This window comes from Actinomyces bovis (genome assembly GCF_900444995.1).
Taxonomy (GTDB): domain Bacteria; phylum Actinomycetota; class Actinomycetes; order Actinomycetales; family Actinomycetaceae; genus Actinomyces; species Actinomyces bovis.
On sequence record NZ_UAPQ01000009.1, the window covers coordinates 167,420 to 186,820 of the forward strand.

At 62.7% G+C, this 19,401-nt stretch carries 15 protein-coding genes and 1 other RNA gene; 11 read left to right on the forward strand and 5 right to left on the reverse strand.

All coding sequences use genetic code 11. The annotated features are described in order from the left end of the window. Positions 1-32: 32 nt before the first annotated feature. Positions 33-1,610, reverse strand: coding sequence for a serine/threonine-protein kinase (locus tag DR039_RS08890; RefSeq protein ID WP_111837015.1), 1,578 nt, complete (start codon positions 1,608-1,610; stop codon positions 33-35). A 90-nt stretch (positions 1,611-1,700) separates the two neighbouring features. Between DR039_RS08890 and lipB the strand changes: the two genes are divergently transcribed. The 7 genes from lipB to DR039_RS08925 all read left to right on the forward strand — a co-directional run bounded on the left by lipB (position 1,701) and on the right by DR039_RS08925 (position 8,875). Then, positions 1,701-2,390, forward strand: coding sequence for a lipoyl(octanoyl) transferase LipB (gene lipB / locus DR039_RS08895; protein ID WP_407641286.1), 690 nt, complete (start codon positions 1,701-1,703; stop codon positions 2,388-2,390). 109 nt (positions 2,391-2,499) lie between these two features. After that, the gene (gene lipA, locus DR039_RS08900; protein ID WP_111837016.1) at positions 2,500-3,531 is read left to right on the forward strand and encodes a lipoyl synthase; all 1,032 of its coding nucleotides are present in this window, start codon (positions 2,500-2,502) and stop codon (positions 3,529-3,531) included. Between the two features lies 1 nt (position 3,532). After that, positions 3,533-4,300, forward strand: a complete 768-nt coding sequence (locus DR039_RS08905; RefSeq protein ID WP_111837017.1) for a DUF4191 domain-containing protein — start codon at positions 3,533-3,535, stop codon at positions 4,298-4,300. A 175-nt stretch (positions 4,301-4,475) separates the two neighbouring features. Beyond that, positions 4,476-5,900: a type I glutamate--ammonia ligase gene (glnA, locus tag DR039_RS08910; protein WP_111837018.1), complete on the forward strand. Its 1,425-nt coding sequence runs from the start codon at positions 4,476-4,478 to the stop codon at positions 5,898-5,900. Between the two features lie 189 nt (positions 5,901-6,089). Further along, positions 6,090-7,025 (forward strand): ABC transporter substrate-binding protein, encoded by a 936-nt coding sequence (locus DR039_RS08915; RefSeq protein ID WP_111837019.1) that lies wholly within the window; start codon positions 6,090-6,092, stop codon positions 7,023-7,025. Positions 7,026-7,088: 63 nt separating this feature from the next. Further along, positions 7,089-8,072 carry an amino acid ABC transporter permease gene (locus DR039_RS08920; protein WP_170166883.1) on the forward strand — a complete coding sequence of 328 codons (984 nt, stop codon included), beginning with the start codon at positions 7,089-7,091 and terminating at the stop codon, positions 8,070-8,072. Beyond that, the gene (locus tag DR039_RS08925) at positions 8,069-8,875 is read left to right on the forward strand and encodes an amino acid ABC transporter ATP-binding protein (RefSeq protein WP_111837020.1); all 807 of its coding nucleotides are present in this window, start codon (positions 8,069-8,071) and stop codon (positions 8,873-8,875) included. Before DR039_RS08920 ends, DR039_RS08925 begins: the two co-directional genes overlap by 4 nt. A gap of 44 nt (positions 8,876-8,919) precedes the next feature. Here the strand turns inward: DR039_RS08925 and DR039_RS08930 are convergent, their stop codons facing one another. The 3 genes from DR039_RS08930 to glnA (DR039_RS08940) form a co-directional block, all read right to left on the reverse strand. Beyond that, entirely contained in the window at positions 8,920-9,573 is a 654-nt protein-coding gene (locus tag DR039_RS08930) for a histidine phosphatase family protein (protein WP_111837021.1), read from the reverse strand. A gap of 69 nt (positions 9,574-9,642) precedes the next feature. Continuing rightward, positions 9,643-13,161 (reverse strand): bifunctional [glutamine synthetase] adenylyltransferase/[glutamine synthetase]-adenylyl-L-tyrosine phosphorylase, encoded by a 3,519-nt coding sequence (locus tag DR039_RS08935; RefSeq protein WP_111837022.1) that lies wholly within the window; start codon positions 13,159-13,161, stop codon positions 9,643-9,645. A gap of 9 nt (positions 13,162-13,170) precedes the next feature. Beyond that, positions 13,171-14,493 carry a type I glutamate--ammonia ligase gene (gene glnA / locus DR039_RS08940; protein ID WP_111837023.1) on the reverse strand — a complete coding sequence of 441 codons (1,323 nt, stop codon included), beginning with the start codon at positions 14,491-14,493 and terminating at the stop codon, positions 13,171-13,173. A gap of 214 nt (positions 14,494-14,707) precedes the next feature. Here glnA (DR039_RS08940) and panB point away from each other — a divergent pair, with 214 nt between their 5' ends. The 3 genes from panB to DR039_RS08955 all read left to right on the forward strand — a co-directional run bounded on the left by panB (position 14,708) and on the right by DR039_RS08955 (position 18,037). After that, positions 14,708-15,580, forward strand: a complete 873-nt coding sequence (gene panB, locus DR039_RS08945; protein ID WP_111837098.1) for a 3-methyl-2-oxobutanoate hydroxymethyltransferase — start codon at positions 14,708-14,710, stop codon at positions 15,578-15,580. A 133-nt stretch (positions 15,581-15,713) separates the two neighbouring features. Further along, the gene (gene map, locus DR039_RS08950) at positions 15,714-16,604 is read left to right on the forward strand and encodes a type I methionyl aminopeptidase (protein WP_111837024.1); all 891 of its coding nucleotides are present in this window, start codon (positions 15,714-15,716) and stop codon (positions 16,602-16,604) included. Between the two features lie 158 nt (positions 16,605-16,762). After that, positions 16,763-18,037, forward strand: a complete 1,275-nt coding sequence (locus tag DR039_RS08955; protein WP_111837025.1) for a hypothetical protein — start codon at positions 16,763-16,765, stop codon at positions 18,035-18,037. 89 nt (positions 18,038-18,126) lie between these two features. Here the strand turns inward: DR039_RS08955 and rnpB are convergent. Next, an RNA gene (gene rnpB, locus DR039_RS08960) (RNase P RNA component class A) lies at positions 18,127-18,506 on the reverse strand. An 80-nt stretch (positions 18,507-18,586) separates the two neighbouring features. Here rnpB and DR039_RS08965 point away from each other — a divergent pair. Further along, positions 18,587-19,381: a YaaA family protein gene (locus DR039_RS08965; protein WP_111837026.1), complete on the forward strand. Its 795-nt coding sequence runs from the start codon at positions 18,587-18,589 to the stop codon at positions 19,379-19,381. The last annotated feature ends 20 nt before the right edge of the window (positions 19,382-19,401 follow it).

A 19,401-nucleotide genomic window follows, 5' to 3' on the forward strand; every position in this document is an offset into this window, starting at 1 on the left:
CTAGCCCGGTCAGCACTGAGGCCTGAAAGGTGTTACTCCCCGGCAAGGACTTCTTGTACGCGCCAAGGTCCGGGAACTAGCACCAGCACTACCTTCCTCGCAGGCCGTGCAGGAACCACCCGACTTCCGTCGGCACCAGAGCGCGTACAGGCCGGTTGTCGCAGAGTGGCTCGCACTGCCCGTGCTCCATCCGGCGGCACTGTACTTAAGGTCAGGCCGGTTAAAGGCACTTCACTGACATTTTGGAGTTCGGTGCGCAGACCGGAAACCGTTTCCCCGCTCTCTTGCAACTGCCGCAAAAGCGCCTCGTCAGACTGTGCCGCGGGTGAGCCAGCGACGCTAGTGGCCGCGAGTGCGGCGGCGTCACCAGATTCCACGGCGGCATCGCGAACTCGCACCAGCCCCAACACCACTGATATCAGCTCAGAGGCGACCGCCTCCGCCGTGCTAGCAGTGGTGGACGCCGGAGCAGGCGCGCTTAGCTCGGCCACTGCTGGCGCTGCGGCGGCAAGTTCACCGGAAGGCTGACCCAAAGGCCAGCGAAGCCACTGCGCGCCCCCAATAGCGAGCACCAAAGCAAACACTGCGAAGGCAGTGCGCATCCCTTTAGCCCTGCCATGCTGACGGACCTTGGCGCAATGCGCGCCCCGGCGTCGCCTTCCGGGCGGCCCCTCCGCTGTCCCCCGCGCCCAAGCTTTCTGCTGTGCCTTAGGGCCAGCTTCAGCCGGTCTCCTGTTACCAGGCCCGACTGCCAGACGGGGAGTACCTTTGCGAAAGCGCGGCCTCCAGCGGCGCCCTGCCCGCCGCCGGGTGGGAGACTGCACGCAGGCTCGCAGTAGCCCTGCCGCCAGGCCTGCTTCCTCCGGCAGTTCAATGGGCACCGGGGCCGCCAGACGCGGCGCCCGCTCCGCTAAGGCACGGGCCGTCGGCCGCTCAGCCGGGTCATCGCTCAGCGCATCTTCCAGCAGGACCAGATGTCCAAGTGCCGTGCGCTGGGCGGCCACAGCTTGTTCCACGAGAGCTGCGAGCGCGCGCACATCACTGGCTGCAGTCGGGGCCACGCCAGCACTGCGTTCGGGAGCGGCGAAGGGCGCCGTGCCAGTCTCTTGGGGCTCCCCCAGGAGGTCAATTAGCACCGCATGCCCCTGTGGGGTAATCACCGTATTGGCTGCGGAGACATCGCCATGGGCAAGCCCTTGTTCGTGTAGGTGTGCCAGAGCCGTCCCGAGATCGACTAGGAGCTGGGCGGCCTCATCGCGACGCAAACGGCCGCGGGCACCCAGCAAAATCGCCAGGTCAACCCCCTCAACCTGCTGCCAGCAGACGGCCACGGCCCCGCCCGGAAGCTCATGAAGGTTCAAGAGGCGTGCCAATCCTGGGTGTCGCAGCCGCCTTAACTCAGCGAGGCGACGCAGCAAAGCCACCCGGTCTGCGCCTTTGGGCAACTGCACGAGACGAAGCAGCACTGACTCCCCGTCGGGAGCTAAAGCTCTCAGAGGCGAGTGCTCTTCTACGCCTGCTGGCTCGCTGATTACGTACCCCAGCTCCTCAAGGGCAGCTTCCTGCTCGAGGGTCAGCGATGCGATGCCTGCTGCAGTGCCTTTGTTCATATCTCCATAGTGGAACGCTAAGTGGGCCTGGAGCGGGCGGCACCAAAATCTGTGGATAACTAGCTGCTGCGCGGGGCCTAGGCTGAGCCTGTGGATTACTTGTTGCACCGGCTAGGACGGGAACTAGTTTCTTATGCCGCAGGCCGGGAACTGCAAGCCCTGGTGCACTCCGAGGTGGTGGCAGGTACGCGCCCAGCCACTCTGATCGCCTTAGAGCATGAGCCGGTTTACACGGTGGGCCGCCGGGCCCGTTCCCGGGAGCGACCGGAGGGCAGCTTTGTGGAGCCGGGGCATATTCCGGTGGTGGAGGTGGACCGTGGGGGGAAGACCACCTGGCACGGCCCCGGTCAACTCACTGTCTACCCGATCCTGCGGTTGCGCCCACCTCTGGACGTGATCGCCTATGTGCGGGCACTGGAGGCGGCAGTAATGGCATTCTGTGACTCCTTGGGCCTAGAGACCATGCGGGTGGATGGACGTTCTGGGGTTTGGGTTCCTCCCAAGCTTGCGCCAACCGGCGAGCAGCTCCCTGAGCGGAAAGTCTGTGCGCTGGGCGTGCGGGTGGCGCGCGGTGTGACCATGCACGGGATCGGTCTGAATATTTGCCCGGACTTAGAGGTTTTCTCCCTGGAGCGGATTATTCCTTGTGGCATTGCTGATGCGGGGGTGACCTCGCTGGCGGTGGAAACTGGGAGAGAGCTATCAGTGCTTGGCCTGGCCCCACAGTTGCTGGCGGCCCTGGAGATGCATTTGCAGCCGATAGTGGCTGAGGCCACGTAGCCGCTACCCGCCTGCCTGGGCCTTCAGTCCCAGACTGCTTTGTTTGAGGCCTAGACTCGTGCCAAAGCCACGCAGGGACAGCACCTGGGTGGGGTCAGACCATGGAGGGATGCCCGTGACCGACGCCGTCACATCAGAGAGCCGCCGCCTACTGCGCGTGGAGGCCCGCAACGCCGAGACCCCCATCGAGTCCAAGCCGTCCTGGCTCAAAACCCGCGCTGTCGTCACTGATACCTATGAGCAGGTGCGCGGCCTGGTACGCCAGAAGCAACTGCACACGGTCTGTGCGGAAGCGAACTGCCCCAATATCTACGAGTGCTGGAACGACCGCGAGGCCTCCTTCCTGATCGCCGGTGAGATCTGCACCCGCCGCTGCGACTTCTGTGATATCGCCACTGGCCGCCCCACGGAGTACGACGAGGATGAGCCCCGCCGCGTGGCTGCATCTGTGGCGGAGATGCAGTTGCGCTATGCCACCGTCACCGGCGTGGCCCGGGACGATCTATCCGACGGCGGCGCCTGGCTCTACGCCGAAACTGCCCGCCAAGTGCACCTGCAAGCGCCCGGCTGTGGGATAGAGCTGCTGGTACCAGATTTCAAGGGCGACGCCGCTGCCATCGATGAGGTCATCTCCTCCGCCCCAGAGGTTTACGCCCACAACCTGGAGACTGTCCCGCGAATCTTTAAGAAGATCCGCCCGGCCTTCTCCTACGACCGCTCCTTGGGCGTGCTGCGGCGGGTGGCCGACGCTGGGGTGCTCACGAAGTCCAACCTGATCCTGGGGATGGGCGAGACACGGGACGAGGTGGAGACAGCGATCAAGGATCTAGTCTCTGCTGGCTGCGACATTCTGACTATTACGCAGTACATGCGTCCTTCCAAGTTGCACCACCCGATTGCTCGATGGGTAAAGCCCGAGGAGTTCATTGAGCTAGCTCAGCTAGCTGAGGAGGCTGGTATTCCAGCGGTTATGAGCGGTCCTATGGTTCGTTCCTCCTACCGTTCCGGCATGCTTTGGGGTCGGGCTATGCGTGCCAAAGGCCGTCCCATCCCTGCAGGCATGGAGGAGACGGCAGCGTCAAGCACTGCCCGCCAGGAGGCTGCTGTGCTGATCCAATCGATCGGCATGCGCCCCCAATGAGATGCCCAGATCAGGCACTTCAGCGCAGTCGTCTATTCTGAGCCATGTGAGCAAGACTGAGGCCCCCGCCCCCAAGAAGAAGAACCGAGTCGCGCGCTTGGCGTCCAACCTGAAGGACTCCTACACCATCTCCAAGCGCACCTACCCCTGGATCGGCTGGGCCCTCCTGGGGATCCTGGCAGGGAGCGTCATTCTGGCGGTTCTGCTGTCTGTGATCACCAGTCAGCCGCTGTGGTACTGGCTGTTCCTGCTGCTCATGATTGCCCTGGTGGCAGATATGGCCCTGCTGTCCTGGGCTGTGCGCCGCGCCTCCTACTCCCAGATTGAGAACGCTCCCGGTGCTGCGAAGGCAGTCTTGGACCAGATCAGACGAGGCTGGAATATCGAACAGAATCCGGCCTTTATCGACCCCAAGACGCAGGACGTGATCTGGCGGGCAGTTGGCCGCCCCGGCGTCGTGCTGATCGCGGAGGGACCAGTCAACCGCATACGCCGCAGCACTGAGGATGAGGCGCGTAAAATTAAGCGCATTCTGCGTAACGTCCCGGTGCACACGATCTTCGTTGGCCCTAAAGAAGGCCAGACCCGCCTGATCGACCTAGAACGCACCATGCGCAAACTGCCCACCAAGCCGACCTCTCTTACTGACACCGAGGTGGCTGAGGTATCTAAGCGCCTGACTTCCCTAAACTCCAAGGGCCTGCCCATCCCTAAGGGCATAGACCCGAGCAAGGTGCGTCCAGATCATCGGGCTCTGCGCGGCCGCTGAGCTGCCTAGACCGTTGGTGTGGCGCCTCCAGGCCGGCCTGGAGGCGCCACACTTCTTTCTAACGCCGGGAAACATCGCGGACACATGTCTGGCACTGGGGTGTCATGCCTTTCCCACTAACCTGGGAGCAGCCGACCATCCCGGTAGGACGAAGTTGTACGGAGGGCAGAAACCTATGTTCAAGGATGCAAGCGAGGCGCTGGAGTTCATCGACAGAGAAGGTGTTCAGCTGATTGACGTCCGCTTCTGTGATCTGCCTGGTGTAATGCAGCACTTCACCATTCCTGCCGCTGCTTTCCGGGAAGACGCCCTGGTCGATGGACTTATGTTTGACGGCTCCTCAATTCGCGGTTTCACTGCAATCCACGAGTCCGACATGAAACTCATCCCGGACGTAAGCACTGCCTACCTGGACCCCTTCCGCAAAGAGAAGACCCTCATCATCAACTTCTCGATCGTGGACCCCTTCACAGACGAGGTGTTCTCCCGCGACCCGCGCTCAATTGCAGCTAAGGCGGAGGCCTACCTGCGCTCCACTGGCATCGCGGACACCTGTTATATCGGCGCTGAGGCGGAGTTCTACCTCTTCGACTCGATTCAGTACGAGACCACCCCCTCCTCCACGCGCTACGCCATTGATTCGGTTGAGGCAGCTTGGAACACCGCTCGCCCAGAGGAGGGCGGCAACAAGGGCTACAAGACCTCATTCCGGGGCGGATACTTCCCCGTCTCCCCCAATGACCAGATGGCTGACATCCGCGACGCCATGGTGCGCAGCTGCTTGGAGGCCGGACTGAAAATCGAGCGCGCCCACCACGAGGTTGGCACCGGTGGGCAGCAAGAGATCAACTATCGTTTCGCCTCTCTGCTGGCTGCGGGCGACGACATGATGAAGTTCAAGTACATCGTCAAGAACGAGGCCTGGCGCCAGGGCAAGACCGCGACTTTCATGCCCAAACCGATTTTCGGTGAGGCAGGCTCCGGCATGCACACCCACCACTCCCTGTGGAAGGACGGGAAGCCGTTGTTCTATGACGAGCGCGGCTACGGCCAGCTCTCTGACCTGGCGCGCTGGTACATCGGCGGCATTTTGAAGCACGCCCCCAGTCTGTTGGCCTTTACCAACCCATCGGTGAACTCTTACAGACGTCTAGTGCCTGGTTTTGAGGCTCCGGTGAACTTGGTGTATTCGGCCCGCAACCGCTCCGCCTGCATCCGGATCCCGGTCACTGGGACCTCTGCTAAGGCCAAGCGGGTGGAGTACCGCGTGCCCGACCCTTCGTCCAACCCGTACCTGACCTTCTCCGCCGTGCTGATGGCTGGCATCGATGGCATCAAGAACCGAATCGAGCCGCGCGAGCCCATCGACAAAGACCTTTACGAACTGGCGCCTGAGGAGTACCACGACATCGAGAAACTGCCCCACGATCTTGAGGCCGCCTTGGACTGCCTGGAGGCGGACCACGACTACCTGACCGAGGGCGGAGTATTCACTCCGGATCTGATCGAGACTTGGATTCAGTACAAGCGGGACAATGAGGTAGCGCCTATGCGTATGCGTCCGCACCCCTATGAGTTCGAGATGTACTACGACATCTGAGCCTGGCACCTCAATGTGCCGCTGGCTTCACGTGGTCCCGGTCCACTTCTGTAGTGGTCGGGACCACGTGTGTTCATGACAACAGTTTGAAAACACCCAGCAACCTGCATATTTATGCATGACCTCGGCTATGGTTTCCGCAGAGCCGATCGGAATCACCGACGGCACCCTCGACCACAGGAGCACCTAATGAAGCGCATACCTACAGTCCTCATCGGCCTGACCGCTGCGGCGCTCGCCCTGTCCGCCTGCACCAGTGCCTCTGACTTGGAAAAGAAGTCTGGCGCCTCAGCTGGCGCCTCCGCCGTGGCCATCCCCGTCTATGACAATTCCAAAGTCACCGAACAGAAGGACATCTCCGCCCTGTTGCCTGACTCGGTTAAGTCTGACGGCAAGCTGAGCATTGGCGCGTCTACCGACTATGCCCCTGCCGAGTTCCTCGACCCTGCTGGCAAGGCCGTGGGTTACGACGTCGACTTCGCCAAGGCACTCGGCAAGGTCTTGGGCCTAGAGGTGGAGGTCACCACCGCCGAGTTCGACTCGATCATCCCCGCCGTCGGCACCAAGTACGACCTGGGCATTTCCTCCTTCACAATCACCAAGGAACGCGAGGAATCCGCCACGCTGGTGTCCTACATCAACGTTGGTTCCCAGTTCAATGTTGCCAAAGGCAACCCTAAGAAGCTTGACGTATCGGACACGATCAACCTGTGTGGCCTAACGATTGGCGTGCAGACCGGCACCGCCCAAGAGGAGGCCCTCCAGGGCTACAGTAAGGGCTGCCAGTCCACGGGGCACAAGGCCATCGATATCAAGTCCTACGCCGCTCACTCAGACGCGGCTACCGCCCTGGCTGGTGGAGCCATTGACGCGACCTTCTCTGACTCCACCGTAGCTGGCTACGCCCAGATTCAGACCGGTGGCCAGGTAGAGACCGTGGGTGAGGTCATGGCTTCCGAGCCTCAGGGCGTCGTCGTCGCCTCTGCTGACCAGGCCACAGCCGACGCCGTACAGAAAGCCATCCAGTACCTCATGGACCAGGGCATCTGGAAAGAGATTCTCAAGACTTGGGGTATCGACGAGTCTCAGGCTCTGGAAACTGCTGAGATCAACCCCCAGCTCTGAGCCTATTCTGGGGCGTCGCCGGTGCGGGCGGCGCCCCAGCCACGTCTGCGGTAAGGAAGGCAAATGCAAAAGCAAGCTAAACCGAGCTCGGGCTCCGATCCCAACAGCGGACTCACCCTGAACCACTTGCGCCCAGTGCCCCATCCGGGGCGCTGGCTGTCAGCTGCGGTGGTGGCGCTGCTTGCGGCCATGCTGATTCACGGTCTGGTCACCAACGAGAAGCTCCGTTGGGACTTGGTGGTCTTCTATCTGCGCTACGACCTGATCATCCAGTCTGTCGGCTGGACTCTAATTCTGACGATTTGCGCGATGTTCATCGGGATCGTCTTGGCGGTGCTTACCGCTGTCATGCGGCAGAGCGAAAACCCTATCCTGCGGGGTGTGGCCTATGCCTATGTCTGGTTCTTTCGCGGCACCCCCATCTACACCCAGCTGGTGTTTTGGGGTCTACTTCCCGCCTTGTACACCCGCTTGAGCCTCGGCGTGCCTTTTGGGCCAGAGTTCTTCGTGTTTGAGACCAGGGAGCTCTTCACCGGGGCGGTATGCGCCATCGTGGGACTGGGACTAAACGAGGGCGCCTACCTCTCGGAGATTGTCCGGTCCGGCCTGAACTCAGTGGACCCAGGGCAACGTGAAGCCGCCAGCGCCCTGGGCATGAGCAACGGCCAAATCCTTCGCCGCGTGGTCATGCCACAGGCCATGCGCGTGATTGTGCCGCCTACTGGCAACGAGACCATTTCCATGCTCAAGACGACGTCGCTGGTCACAGCTGTTCCCGTGTCACTGGAGTTGACCTTCGTGGCTAGCCAGGAAGGCTCCCGCACCTTCCAGCCAATTCCGTTACTGCTAGTCGCCTCCATCTGGTATCTGGTTATCACCACGATCCTGATGATCGGCCAGCACTACCTGGAGCGCTATTACGGGCGTGGCTTTGAGGGCGGTTCCTCTCGCAGCAACCGGGCTCGGCGCGGCATGTCCCAGCGGCAGCAGGCCATCCTGGATGCCGGCACCACCAAAACGGACCCAATGATCGAGTACACCCCATGAGCAAGAAAACCCAGAACAATTCTGCCGGCAGTCCAATGGTCCAGATCAAAGGGGTGCACAAGCTCTTTGGAGACCTGCATGTCCTCAAAGGCGTGGACCTAGAGATCGCCAAAGGCGAGGTTTGCTGCATCATTGGCCCTTCCGGCTCCGGTAAGTCCACTCTGCTGCGTTGTGTGAACGAAATGGAGACCATCTCAGCGGGACGGGTCTATGTGGACGGCGAACTCATGGGCATGCGCGAGGAGATCAAGGCGGACGGCAAAGTAGTGCTCCACGATCTGCCGAACAAAGTCAAGGCTAAACAGCGCAGCCGGATTGGCATGGTCTTCCAGCGCTTTAACCTGTTCCCCCATATGACTGCTCTGGGCAATGTGATGGAGGCTCAAGTTCAGGTACTGGGCCGTTCTAAGGCCGAGGCCAAGCAGATAGCCACCGAGCAACTCACTCGCGTGGGCTTAGCGGATCGCCTGGACCATTACCCCGCGCAGCTCTCCGGTGGGCAGCAGCAGCGGGTGGCGATTGCCCGCGCCCTGGCCATGAACCCGGAGATCATGCTCTTTGACGAGCCCACTTCTGCTCTGGACCCCGAGTTGGTGGGTGAGGTGCTACAGGTGATGAAGGACCTTGCGGCTTCCGGAATGACCATGATCGTTGTGACCCATGAGATTGGCTTCGCGCGTGAGGTTGCGGACGCCTTGGTCTTTATGGATGACGGCCTGGTTTGCGAGGCGGGTGCTCCGGCTGAGGTGATTGATCACCCGCAGCAGGAGCGGACCAAGGCATTCTTGTCTTCTGTGCTTTAAGCACCGCTGCTGGCCGCGCTCCCCCAGTCAACGCTGGGCACCATTCAGGGCTGGGGCACCCATTCACCGTTGTTCCACCCAGCTAAGCGCCAACCGCGCTCCGGGTCACCTTCTACACCCGTGATTGCAGTGTTGCCCATGGGATGTTCGGCAATCCACGCGGCGGTTGCCCCCTGTGCGGCTGCTGCCTTTCGGGAAGTCCAGAGGCGCAGGATCGTGCCATGGGCCAGCAGCAGTGCAGTGGCATTTGGGTCAGTTGTGGTGGTGGTCCGCCAGGCTTCCGTCACGACGTCGTCGAAGCGCGCGAGCGTCTGGGCGCCGTTTTCGGGTGAGCCGGGCAGGCGGCAATATGTACGCCCCACCATCCATGAACGGGTGGTATCCACCCAGCAGCGGATGGAGTCTGGGTCATTGGCCATCTCCAGGTCTCCAGCAAGCACCTCCCGCAGGCCGTCACGGACCTGCGCTTGCTGCCTGAGCGCGAGCTCCAGTGGGGCGATGCTCTGGCGGGCCCGCAGCACTGGTGAGACCCAAAGCGAGTTGATTGCTTCTAAAAGCCCCTGCTCCCGCAGAGTGGTTACCAGCGCCTGTGCCTGGGCCTGGCCGGTTTCATCCAAGGGCGCCCCGGGCAGGGCAGTGTCAAGCGCCGAGATTGCGTTAGAAGCCGTGTGTCCGTGACGAACTAGTAGGAGTCTCACGGAGCCAGTCTGCCAGGCTGAGGTTATGGACAGAGAACTCGCTATGACTGAGCCAATGCCTGAGCTTGCTTAACTCCAGGGGTAAGGTCCCAGACCTCGACCGGGACGCCTTGCGGTTTTCCGGATGGCCCCCTCTTGGGCCGTTCCTGCACGCTTGGGCACAACTGCGCCTACTGGCGCACTGCCGCGAGCCTGGAACCGAGCTTGCTGTGCGCTCACCAGAGGCTGATCCTTCACCGGCGTGGGTGGCAGTGCTGATGGCGCCGCGCTGATCAGGTGCCCAGCGTCACCGTCCAATAGAACCTTCTCCACGATTACTCGCGCGCGGCGAGCAGCACGACGGTAGCGGTCCTCCAGGGTTTGCACATCTGGGGCGCCCAGCAAGGATGCAAGCAGCTTCATGTCTCGGGCGTTTGTGGGCAAGATATCCACGCGTGCCCCGGTAGTCCTGCCGGTACCTAGCACGATGGCGGAGCGGATACGCCCGGCCAAAGTCCAGGCTTCCTCTAGCCGCTCTGCCGAGTCCACCTCCAGCACGCCGCAGGCGGTAGCTGCTGCCATGGCGCGTGTAGTAGAGGGTGTACGCAGTGAAGGTTCTTGACCGCCGTGGGCAAGTTGGAGCACCTGCACCGTCCATTCGACGTCGCTGAGCCCACCGGGACCGAGTTTGAGATGGTGGGCGGGCTGGACGCCCCGGGGCAGGCGCTCGGTCTCCATGCGTGCCTTTAGACGCCGAATTTCCCGTAATTCCGCACTGCTCAGGCCGTCGCTGCGCCAACGCAGCGAGTCCACCAAGGCCATGAACTCTGCCCCCAGGGCCGGGCTGCCAGCAGCGTACCGGGCGCGTACCAAGGCGTGTCGTTCCCAGACAGAAGCCCAGTTGGCGTAGTAGTCCCGGTAGGAGTCAAAGGAGCGGGAGATAGCGCCATTGCGCCCCTCCGGTCGCAGGTCGCAGTCCACCTCTAAGGGGCGGGGCTGGCACTGCCCCAGCAGCCGCATAGTGTGGCGGGCTACAGCCTCGGCCTCACGGGCGGCGGCGTCCGGGTCAGCGTCTGGCAGAGGGCGGTGCACAAAGAGCACGTCGGCATCTGAGGCATAGCTGATCTCACCGCCGCCTAAGCGCCCCATGGCGATGATGGCGTGCTCGGCTAGAGCTCCTGGCCACTCGCCGCGGTTATCGCGGCCACCAGCTAAGGCCTGGGCGCCTTCTCTCTCGGCGATAGCCAGGGCGGTAGCCACCCAGAGGGCTCCCTCCAGGGCTGCGTCGGTGGCATCGCTGAGGATCCGGCCAGTGCGTTCAATATCTACACCGTCCAGGGAGTCGGCCAGGGCGGCTCGCACCAGTTCACGCTGGCGCACGCCCATGACTGCCTGAATCGCGTCCACAGCGGTCTGTTCCAAATTGGCGTCGGTCAGTTCCCTGAGGCTGCGACGTCGCAGCACCCGATCCACTTCCTCGGCCACAGCTCCGGTAGGGCGGGCGCGCAGTTCGGAATCGTCATCCAGCCAGGCAATAGACTCAGGGAGTTCGCGCAGCAACTCAACGGTCCAACGAGCGCCCGAAAGCACACGGGCCAGGCGACGAGCTGCCACCGGCGAGTCACGCAGCATGCCCAGATACCAGTGGGTACGGCCTGCAGTCTCTGACAGGTTGCGGAAGTTCAGCAGCCCAGCATCGGGGTCTGGGCCGTCACCAATCCAACCAATCATGACTGGCAGCAACTGCCGCTGAATTGCCGCAGCTCTGGAGACGCCCTCGGTTAGCGCTTGGATGTGGCGCAGGGCGCCGTCGGGGTCTAGATAACCGGTGGCGGATAGGCGTTCACGCGCAGCCTGAGGCGTCAGACGCATCTCATCGGTGGACAGGTCGGCCACGGCGCCCAGCAGGGGCCGGTAGTAGATCTCCTCGTGCAGGGCCCGCACGCGGCGGCGGATGGTGGTGAAGGCCCGTTTAAGTTCGTCAGGGTCTACGGGGGCACGAGTGATGCCTCGGCCCAGGCGTCGCAGTTCAGAGTCGCGGCTTGGCAGGGTGTGGGTACGGCGGAGGCGGTAAAGCTGGCAGCGATGCTCCAATAGCCGCAGCTCGCGGTAGCCGTCAGCCAATGCGGCGGCGTCCTCGCGCCCTACGTAGCCGCCTGCGGTCAGTGCTTCCAAGGCTTCTAGAGTGCCGCGGTGACGCAGTGACTCGTCGCTGCGCCCATGGACCAGTTGGAGCAGCTGGACGGTGAACTCCACGTCACGCAGTCCCCCAGGTCCGAGTTTGAGCCGTAGATCCTCGCCGGGACGTTCGGAGTCATGCTCCACACGTTGGCGCATGTCACGGGCGTCCTGCACGAAGTTCTCTCTAGCGGCGGCGCTCCATACAAAGGGCGCAATTGCTTGCTCGTAGGCGCTTCCCAGGGCCCGCTCACCAGCGCAGGTGCGGGCTTTGAGAAGTGCCTGGAACTCCCAGGAGGCGGCCCAACGCTCGTAGTAGGTGGTGTGTGAAGCGACAGTGCGCACTAGGGCGCCATCCTTGCCTTCCGGGCGCAGGGCGGTATCCAGGGGCCAGAGTGCTGGCTCATCGCTGGGCTCGGAGACCACCCGCGCCAGTTCAGCCGCCAAGATCGTTCCCTGGGTAACCAGCTGGGTCTCTGGCGCCTCTGCCCTGCCCGGGGTGGGGCCGACGACGTACACCACGTCAACATCAGAGACGTAGTTGAGTTCGCGAGCGCCAGTCTTGCCCAGGGCGATTACAGCCAGGGAGACATCCTGACACTGGTCTTGATGGACCTTTCGAGCGAGGAGCAATGCGGCTTCAAGGGCGGCATCAGCCAGGTCTGAGAGTCGTCGCCAGGCTATGGATACGTGCTGCTTGGGATCTGGGCTGGTCAAGTCGTCCGCAGCTAGGGCTAGCAGGCGCCGATAGTAGGCGCGGCGCAGAGCATTAATTCCAGCCCGGCGGCGGGCAGCAGGTTGACTGTAGGTGGCCCGCAGCGCGGCGGCTACGGCGTCGGAGAGCAGTTTTGCCACAGGGGGCTGGCCTGGGGCGTCCCAGGCTTGGGCGTGGGCAAGCTCGCCCAGGTACTCGGGATGCGCGACCAAGAAGTCCCCCAGGGCCTGGGAGGCCCCCAGTACGGCCACGAGCCGACGGCGCTGAAAGGCTATTCCCGCGGTGTAATCGTTGTCCGCGTCATCAGCGTTTGGATTCAGTATGACGCGCAAGGTCTGTTCATAAGCGGGCTCACCGGTGCCTTCGGTTACCCTGCCGGCTGCTTCTCCATTTGCGCCATGCCGATCCTGGCAGGCTTGAACCAGGCGCAGGAGATTAATCAGGGCCAAATCCGGGTCCGCACAATCTCCCAGGGTCTCCGCCAAAGCCAGCAATGGCTCGGGTAATTCAGGGATCTGCTCCTCAACTGGGGTGGGCAGACCTTGCGGCGGCACAGCCTCTTGCGGGCTGCCGCTTAGGTCAACCCACTTGGCCAACACCGGATCCTCCAAAAGGCGCAAAGCGCGATCAGTGTCGGCAAAACCTGCCCGCAGCAGTCGCGCCCGGGGGCTGACCCGCCGCAGCCGCAGCGGCTCGGCTGGTGGAGATGCAGGCATCTGCGGCCTTTAGAGACGCGGGAAGAACTGCTGGAATTCGAAGTCCGTCACCTGGGCGTCATAGGCTTCGTACTCGCGGCGTTTATTGGAACGGAAGAACTCGAATGCGCCCTCCCCCAGGGTTTCGGCCACCAGTTCAGAGTCCTTCATGGCGCGGATGGCGCTCTTTAGTGAGCTAGGCAGTTCGGTGATACCCAGGGCAGAACGCTCAGCCTCAGACAGGGACCAGACGTCGTCCTCAGCCTCCGGGGGCAACTCGTAGCCCTCTTCTATGCCCTTCATCCCAGCAGCCAAGATGACGGCGTAGGCCAGGTAGGGGTTGGCGGCAGAGTCGATGCCGCGGTACTCCACGCGCACAGACTGGGCTTTGCCAGGTTTGTGCATAGGCACGCGCACCAGAGCGGAGCGGTTGTTGTGTCCCCAGCAGATGAAGCTGGGGGCCTCGTCCCCACCCCACAAGCGCTTATAGGAGTTGACGTGTTGGTTGGTGACAGCGGTGATCTCAGCGGCGTGACGCAGCAGGCCGGCAATGAAAGAGCGCCCAGTGGCCGAGAGTTGGTACTGGCCAGCGGGGTCGAAGAAGGCGTTGCGGTCCCCTTCAAACAGTGAGAAGTGGGTGTGCATGCCGCTGCCCGGGTGCCCTACGAAGGGCTTGGGCATGAAGGTGGCGTAGCTGCCTTCCTGTAGGGCGACCTCTTGGACCACGGCGCGGAAAGTCATGATGTTGTCCGCCATGGACAGAGCGTCGGCAAAACGCAGGTCGATCTCGTTTTGGCCAGGGCCACCTTCGTGGTGGGAGAACTCTACGGAAACGCCCATTTGCTCCAGCATGAGGATGGCGCGGCGGCGGAAACCGTGAGCAGTTCCGCCTGGCACATGGTCGAAGTATCCGGCGTGGTCCGTGGGGTGCACGGAGCCATCGGAGTGGCGGTCCACCAGGTAGAACTCAATCTCTGGGTGCACGTAGCAGGTAAATCCGGCGTCTGCTACGCGCGCGAGCTGACGCTCCAGGACGGCGCGCGGATCGGTGCGTGCTGGCAGACCGTCGGGGGTGAGGATGTCGCAGAACATGCGGGCTACGCCGTCACGCCAGGGCAGCATCTGGAAGCTGGCAGGATCGGGCGCCAGGAGCATGTCTGACTCGTAGATGCGAGTCAGACCCTCCACGGCAGAACCGTCGAAGCCAATGCCCTCTTCAAAGGCCCCCTCGATTTCTGCGGGGGCCACGGCCACTGACTTGAGTTGACCAAGCACGTCGGTGAACCACAGGCGTACAAAGCGAATGTCGCGCTCCTCGATGGTACGCAGTACGAACTCCTGCTGCTTGTCCACTGCGGTTCTCCCTCCAGCCCCGGTGGTGGGGCAACGACGCCGGGGCGCCCCGGTTTGGGTCATTGTGCCTCGCCTCTGCCTCGGGTTGAAGTGCCCGCACCGCAGGCGCAGGCTCCAGACGGTATTGCGTGTCCTGTGTGCTGAGTAGGCTGGTGGTATGAGCGAGCCCAAAAGCAAGACCTCAGTCCCTGGCACTGGAGACAACCCAAGCACCATGTCCCCCTACGCCCCAGGTGCCGCTTCCCCTGTGTCCGGTGGCACCCAGCCTGACGCTGCTGCGAAGGCACCGCGTAAGCCCTTCCGGGTGCAGCACATTGCCCAGGCGAAGGCACGTGGGGACAAACTGGTGATGCTGACCGCCTATGACGCAATCACGGCCCGGATTCTGGATGAGGCAGGCTGCGACATGCTGCTGGTTGGGGACTCCTTGGGCAATGTGATGCTGGGCCTTGACTCGACGCTCCCAGTGGAGTTGGACGAGATGGTGGTGGCCACTCGCTCGGTGTCACGGGCCACCAAGCACGCGATGGTGGTGGCCGACCTGCCCTTTGGCTCCTATGAAGCAGGCCCTAAGCAGGCCCTGGCCTCCGCTACCCGGCTGATGAAGGCTGGCGCCAACGCCGTCAAACTTGAGGGCGGTAAGCCGCGCGTAAAAACGGTGCAAGCGCTAGGCAACGCAGGCATCCCCGTGATCGGGCACCTTGGTTTCACGCCACAGTCAGTCAATATGCTTGGCGGCTTCCGAGTGCAGGGACGTGGCGATGAAGCTGGAGACCGCCTGGCAGCGGATGCCCAAGCACTTGCCGCTGCCGGCGCACCCGCCATCGTCCTAGAGATGGTGCCTGAGCCTTTGGCGGCGCGAGTTACTCAGGAGTGCCCCGCTGCCACTATCGGCATTGGTGCTGGCGCCCGGTGTGACGGCCAGGTACTGGTTTGGACCGATATGGCGGGTATGACTGATTGGAAACCGCGCTTCGCCAAGCACTTTGGGCAGGTTGGTGCGGCCTTAGCGCAAGCAGCGGAGAGCTACGCAGCGGCGGTACGGCAAGGGTCCTTCCCCGATGCCGAGCACTGGTTCGAGTCCTGAGGCTGTGCTGCAGCTAGCGTCAACCGGCTGATAGAACTAACGCCATCTATCTACCTCTTCAGATCCAGGCTTTTACCTAGGCGATAAGACCCTGCCGGTCTGCAACCAAGGCCAGCACTCCTATGCTGGGCCTATGACTTCCTCCGCCACCTCCCTGGCAGACCGCGCTCCCCGAGGCACCCTCACTAAGGGTGTGCTCACTCCTGAGCGGCAGGTCCCCAGCATGATCGCCCGCCCTGAGTACATGTTCCACGATGGCCCGGAGGTGGTTACGGCCTCTGATGTGAAAGACGCTCAGACGGTTGAGCGCATCCGTGAGGCCGGCCGGATTGCGGCCCAGGCCCTGGCTGAGGCTGCCAAGGCCATTGCACCGGGCGTAACCACAGATGAGCTGGACCGGATCGCCCACGAGTACCTGTGCGACCACGGCGCATACCCCTCCTGCCTGGGTTATATGGGCTTCCCCAAATCCATCTGCACCTCAATCAATGAGGTCATCTGCCACGGAATCCCTGACTCCACTGTGTTGCAGGAGGGAGACCTCATCAATCTGGACGTGACTGCCTATAAGGGTGGCGTGCACGGAGACACCAACGCCACTTACCCAGTGGGTGAAGTGGACCAGGAGACTTCTCTGCTAATCGAGCGCACCCGGGTGGCGATGGAACGCGGCATCAAGGCTGTGTGTCCGGGGCGCGAGGTCAATGTGATCGGCCGGGTCATCGAGAAATACGCCAAACGCTTCGATTACGGCGTGGTACGCGACTACACGGGGCACGGCGTGGGAGAGGCCTTCCACTCCGGGCTCATCATTCCGCACTACGACGCCGCACCTTTGCATGCCGAGGTAATGGAAGTAGGCATGGTCTTTACCATCGAGCCCATGCTTACTTTGGGAACGGAGGACTGGGAGCAGTGGGATGACGGTTGGACTGTAGTCACCAAGGACCGCTCCCGTACTGCCCAGTTTGAGCACACCCTGGTAGTAACTGAGGATGGTGCGGATATTTTGACCCTTCCCTGAACCCGCATCTGTTCTCACAGTTCCGCATTGCGTCCGCCAAAGGATAGGACTCCCCGTGCAGCCAGGGCGCTTGGCAAGCCACTTAGTGGACGCTTGCGTGTAGATTGAGGGTGTTCATAAGGCTCATACCGCCCCAATACCCTAGACGGAGGTTCTCCATGGCCCTGCGCTTCAACCCGCCACCGAACTGGCCCGCCCCACCCGAGGGTTTCGTGCCGCCGGCCGGTTGGCAGCCTGACCCTGCTTGGGGGCCGGCGCCTGAAGGCTGGCAGCTCTGGGTGGACGACGCGATGCCTGCGGCTGACGCCTCAGGAGTTGCGCCCACTCAGGCCATTGCCCTAGGTTCCCCGGCACCCGGATCACCCTCTGTGGGCTCTGCGCCTTCCTTTGAGGGGGGAGCGCCCTCTGTGGGTTCTGCCCCATCCTTTGGTGCTTCTGCCGCCTCTGTGGGCTCCGCTCCGGCTTTTGGCGCTTCCGCACCTTCTGTTGGTTCAGCTCCCGCTTTCAACACGACGCCGTTGGGCAGCTCTGCCCCGGTTGCAGGCTCCGCTCCCTCTTCAAGTCCCTACGCGGCCAACCTGGACTACGCGCAGGCCCCTACGCCATATCACTCGGCACCTGGTCAGCCCCAGGTTGCTGGCTGGCAGCCGGTTGACGTCAGTGGCGCTGGTCAAGCGGCTGCTACTCCGGTAACTAAGCAGTGGTGGTTCTGGGCACTTATTGTCGGTGTGGTTGCGGCGCTGGTGCTGGTCGCCGGGCTGGTGTACGCGATGAGCGGGGACGACGATCCCAAGCCTGTCTCCCAGCCGTCGAACTCGACCAGTTCTGAACCCGACCCGACTACGGAGCCGAGCGAAGACCCGGCTCCCCCCACTCAGGTCGCCACCGTCAACCCCACTGCGGCGCCCAGTGCTGCTCCTTCCGCCAACCAAAGTGCCGCTCCCAAGCAGGGTGGTGATGTCGGTAAGACGCGGGAGAACCCGATTGACCCCACGGTCAACGGTTTGACCTTCCACGCCAGTAAGTACAGCGATGACCCAAAGGCGTACATTGAAGTGCAGTTCGGTGCGGTCACCTGGGATGCCACCGAGGCACTCCGAGCTTCCATGAGCAAGTACAGCTTTGAGGACCCGGGGGACGGAAACCAGTACATGCGTGTGCCGGTCACTCTGACCTATCACGGCAAGGGCCAGTTTGAGAAGTATCAACTGACAGTGGACTACGTTGACGACAATGCTTCCTCATACAAGGCCAAGTCGATTTACAACCTCGGCGGCACGCAGGATGACTTCAACCGCATGGACATGCCACGTGACGGCGGCAGCGTCACCGGTAACTTCACCTTTGTCATCCCGAGCGGCCAGGTGAACAAGGGCGTGTTCGCGGTCAAGGCTTTCTACGGCAGCGACGAGCTCTACGTGAAGGCCAAGTGACATACCGCTAGCTGCGGCGCCTGCGCCATAGCTGAAGCCCCGTCAGGAATCATCCTGGCGGGGCTTCGCGTGCGATAACCAGCATGAGGCGGACGAGCCGACCTGTACGCCGGGTTCTGTTGCCGCCTGCCGTTGCCGGCATGGCGGTGGCGACCATCCATCTTGGACCACCGTTGCCGGTGGCCTCACGCGACCTACCCGCAGGCTCGGGCGAGCAGCCCTCAGGCGTCTGCTGTGCGGTCTTGCTCCGGACGGGGTTTGCCTAGCCACCGCAGTCGCCTGCGGTGCTGGTGGGCTCTTACCCCACCCTTTCACCCTTACCTCCGGCATGCCGGCGGCGGTCTGCTCTCTGTGGCACTTTCCCGCGGGTCGCCCCGGGTGGCCGTTAGCCACCGTCCTGCTCTGTGGAGCCCGGACGTTCCTCGATCCACTGGTATCCCAGCGGTACCGCGGCCGCCCGGTCGGCTCGTCCGCGCTGGCGAGTATATCGCTCGGACAGCCGGCCCAGCGTTGCCAGGTATTCCGCTGGCGCCCCTTACGATTGCCTGCGTGCCAATCCTTCTGCCGCCCTCTGAGGGCAAAACCTCTCCATCCCAAGGACCACAGCTGGACCTGCTTTCCCTGGCCTTTGCCAAGGAGCTGACCGCGCCACGCCACGAGGTTATGGCGGAACTAGCTCGGATCAGCGCTTCCCCACAGGCTGCACAGATCTTGGGATTGGGACCACGAGCTGCTGCTGACGCCGAGCTAAATACGGTGCTGACCACGGCGCCCTGTGCTCCAGCCTCCCAATTGTTTACAGGGGTGCTCTATGAGGCTGCGGGATTGTCAGAGCTGGGTCCACAAGATCAGGCCTCCGTGGCGGCACAGCGTGAACTGCTCATTTTTTCGGGTTTGTGGGGAGTGCTACGCCCGTGCAACCTGGTTCCCGATCACCGGGCCGCTATAGGGGTGCGACTGCCGCAGCTTGGCGGCCTGGCTGCCTTCTGGCGCCGCCATCTCAGTGCTTTGCTGGACCAGTTCTGTGCTGCCGGCGTCGTGGTGGATTGTCGATCAGCTAGTTATGCAACGGCCTGGCAGCCCTCCGCCGGGGTGTGTGAGTTGCTGCAGGTGCAAGTAGTCAAAGAGCAGGCTGGAAAACGGAAAGTCGTATCCCATCATGCGAAACACACGCGGGGACTGCTCACGGGAGCTTTGCTTGCAGCCTTAGGGCGTGGCCAGAAAGCCCTAAGCAGTGCGGAGGCGGTGGCTGAGGTGGCCGCAGAACTAGCTGAGGTGCGCGCAGTAGAGCTTGGCGCGCCAGACCGACGCGGTCGGCGTCAGCTGTCTTTGGTGCTCACCTAATTCATTCCACAGGGCTGCGT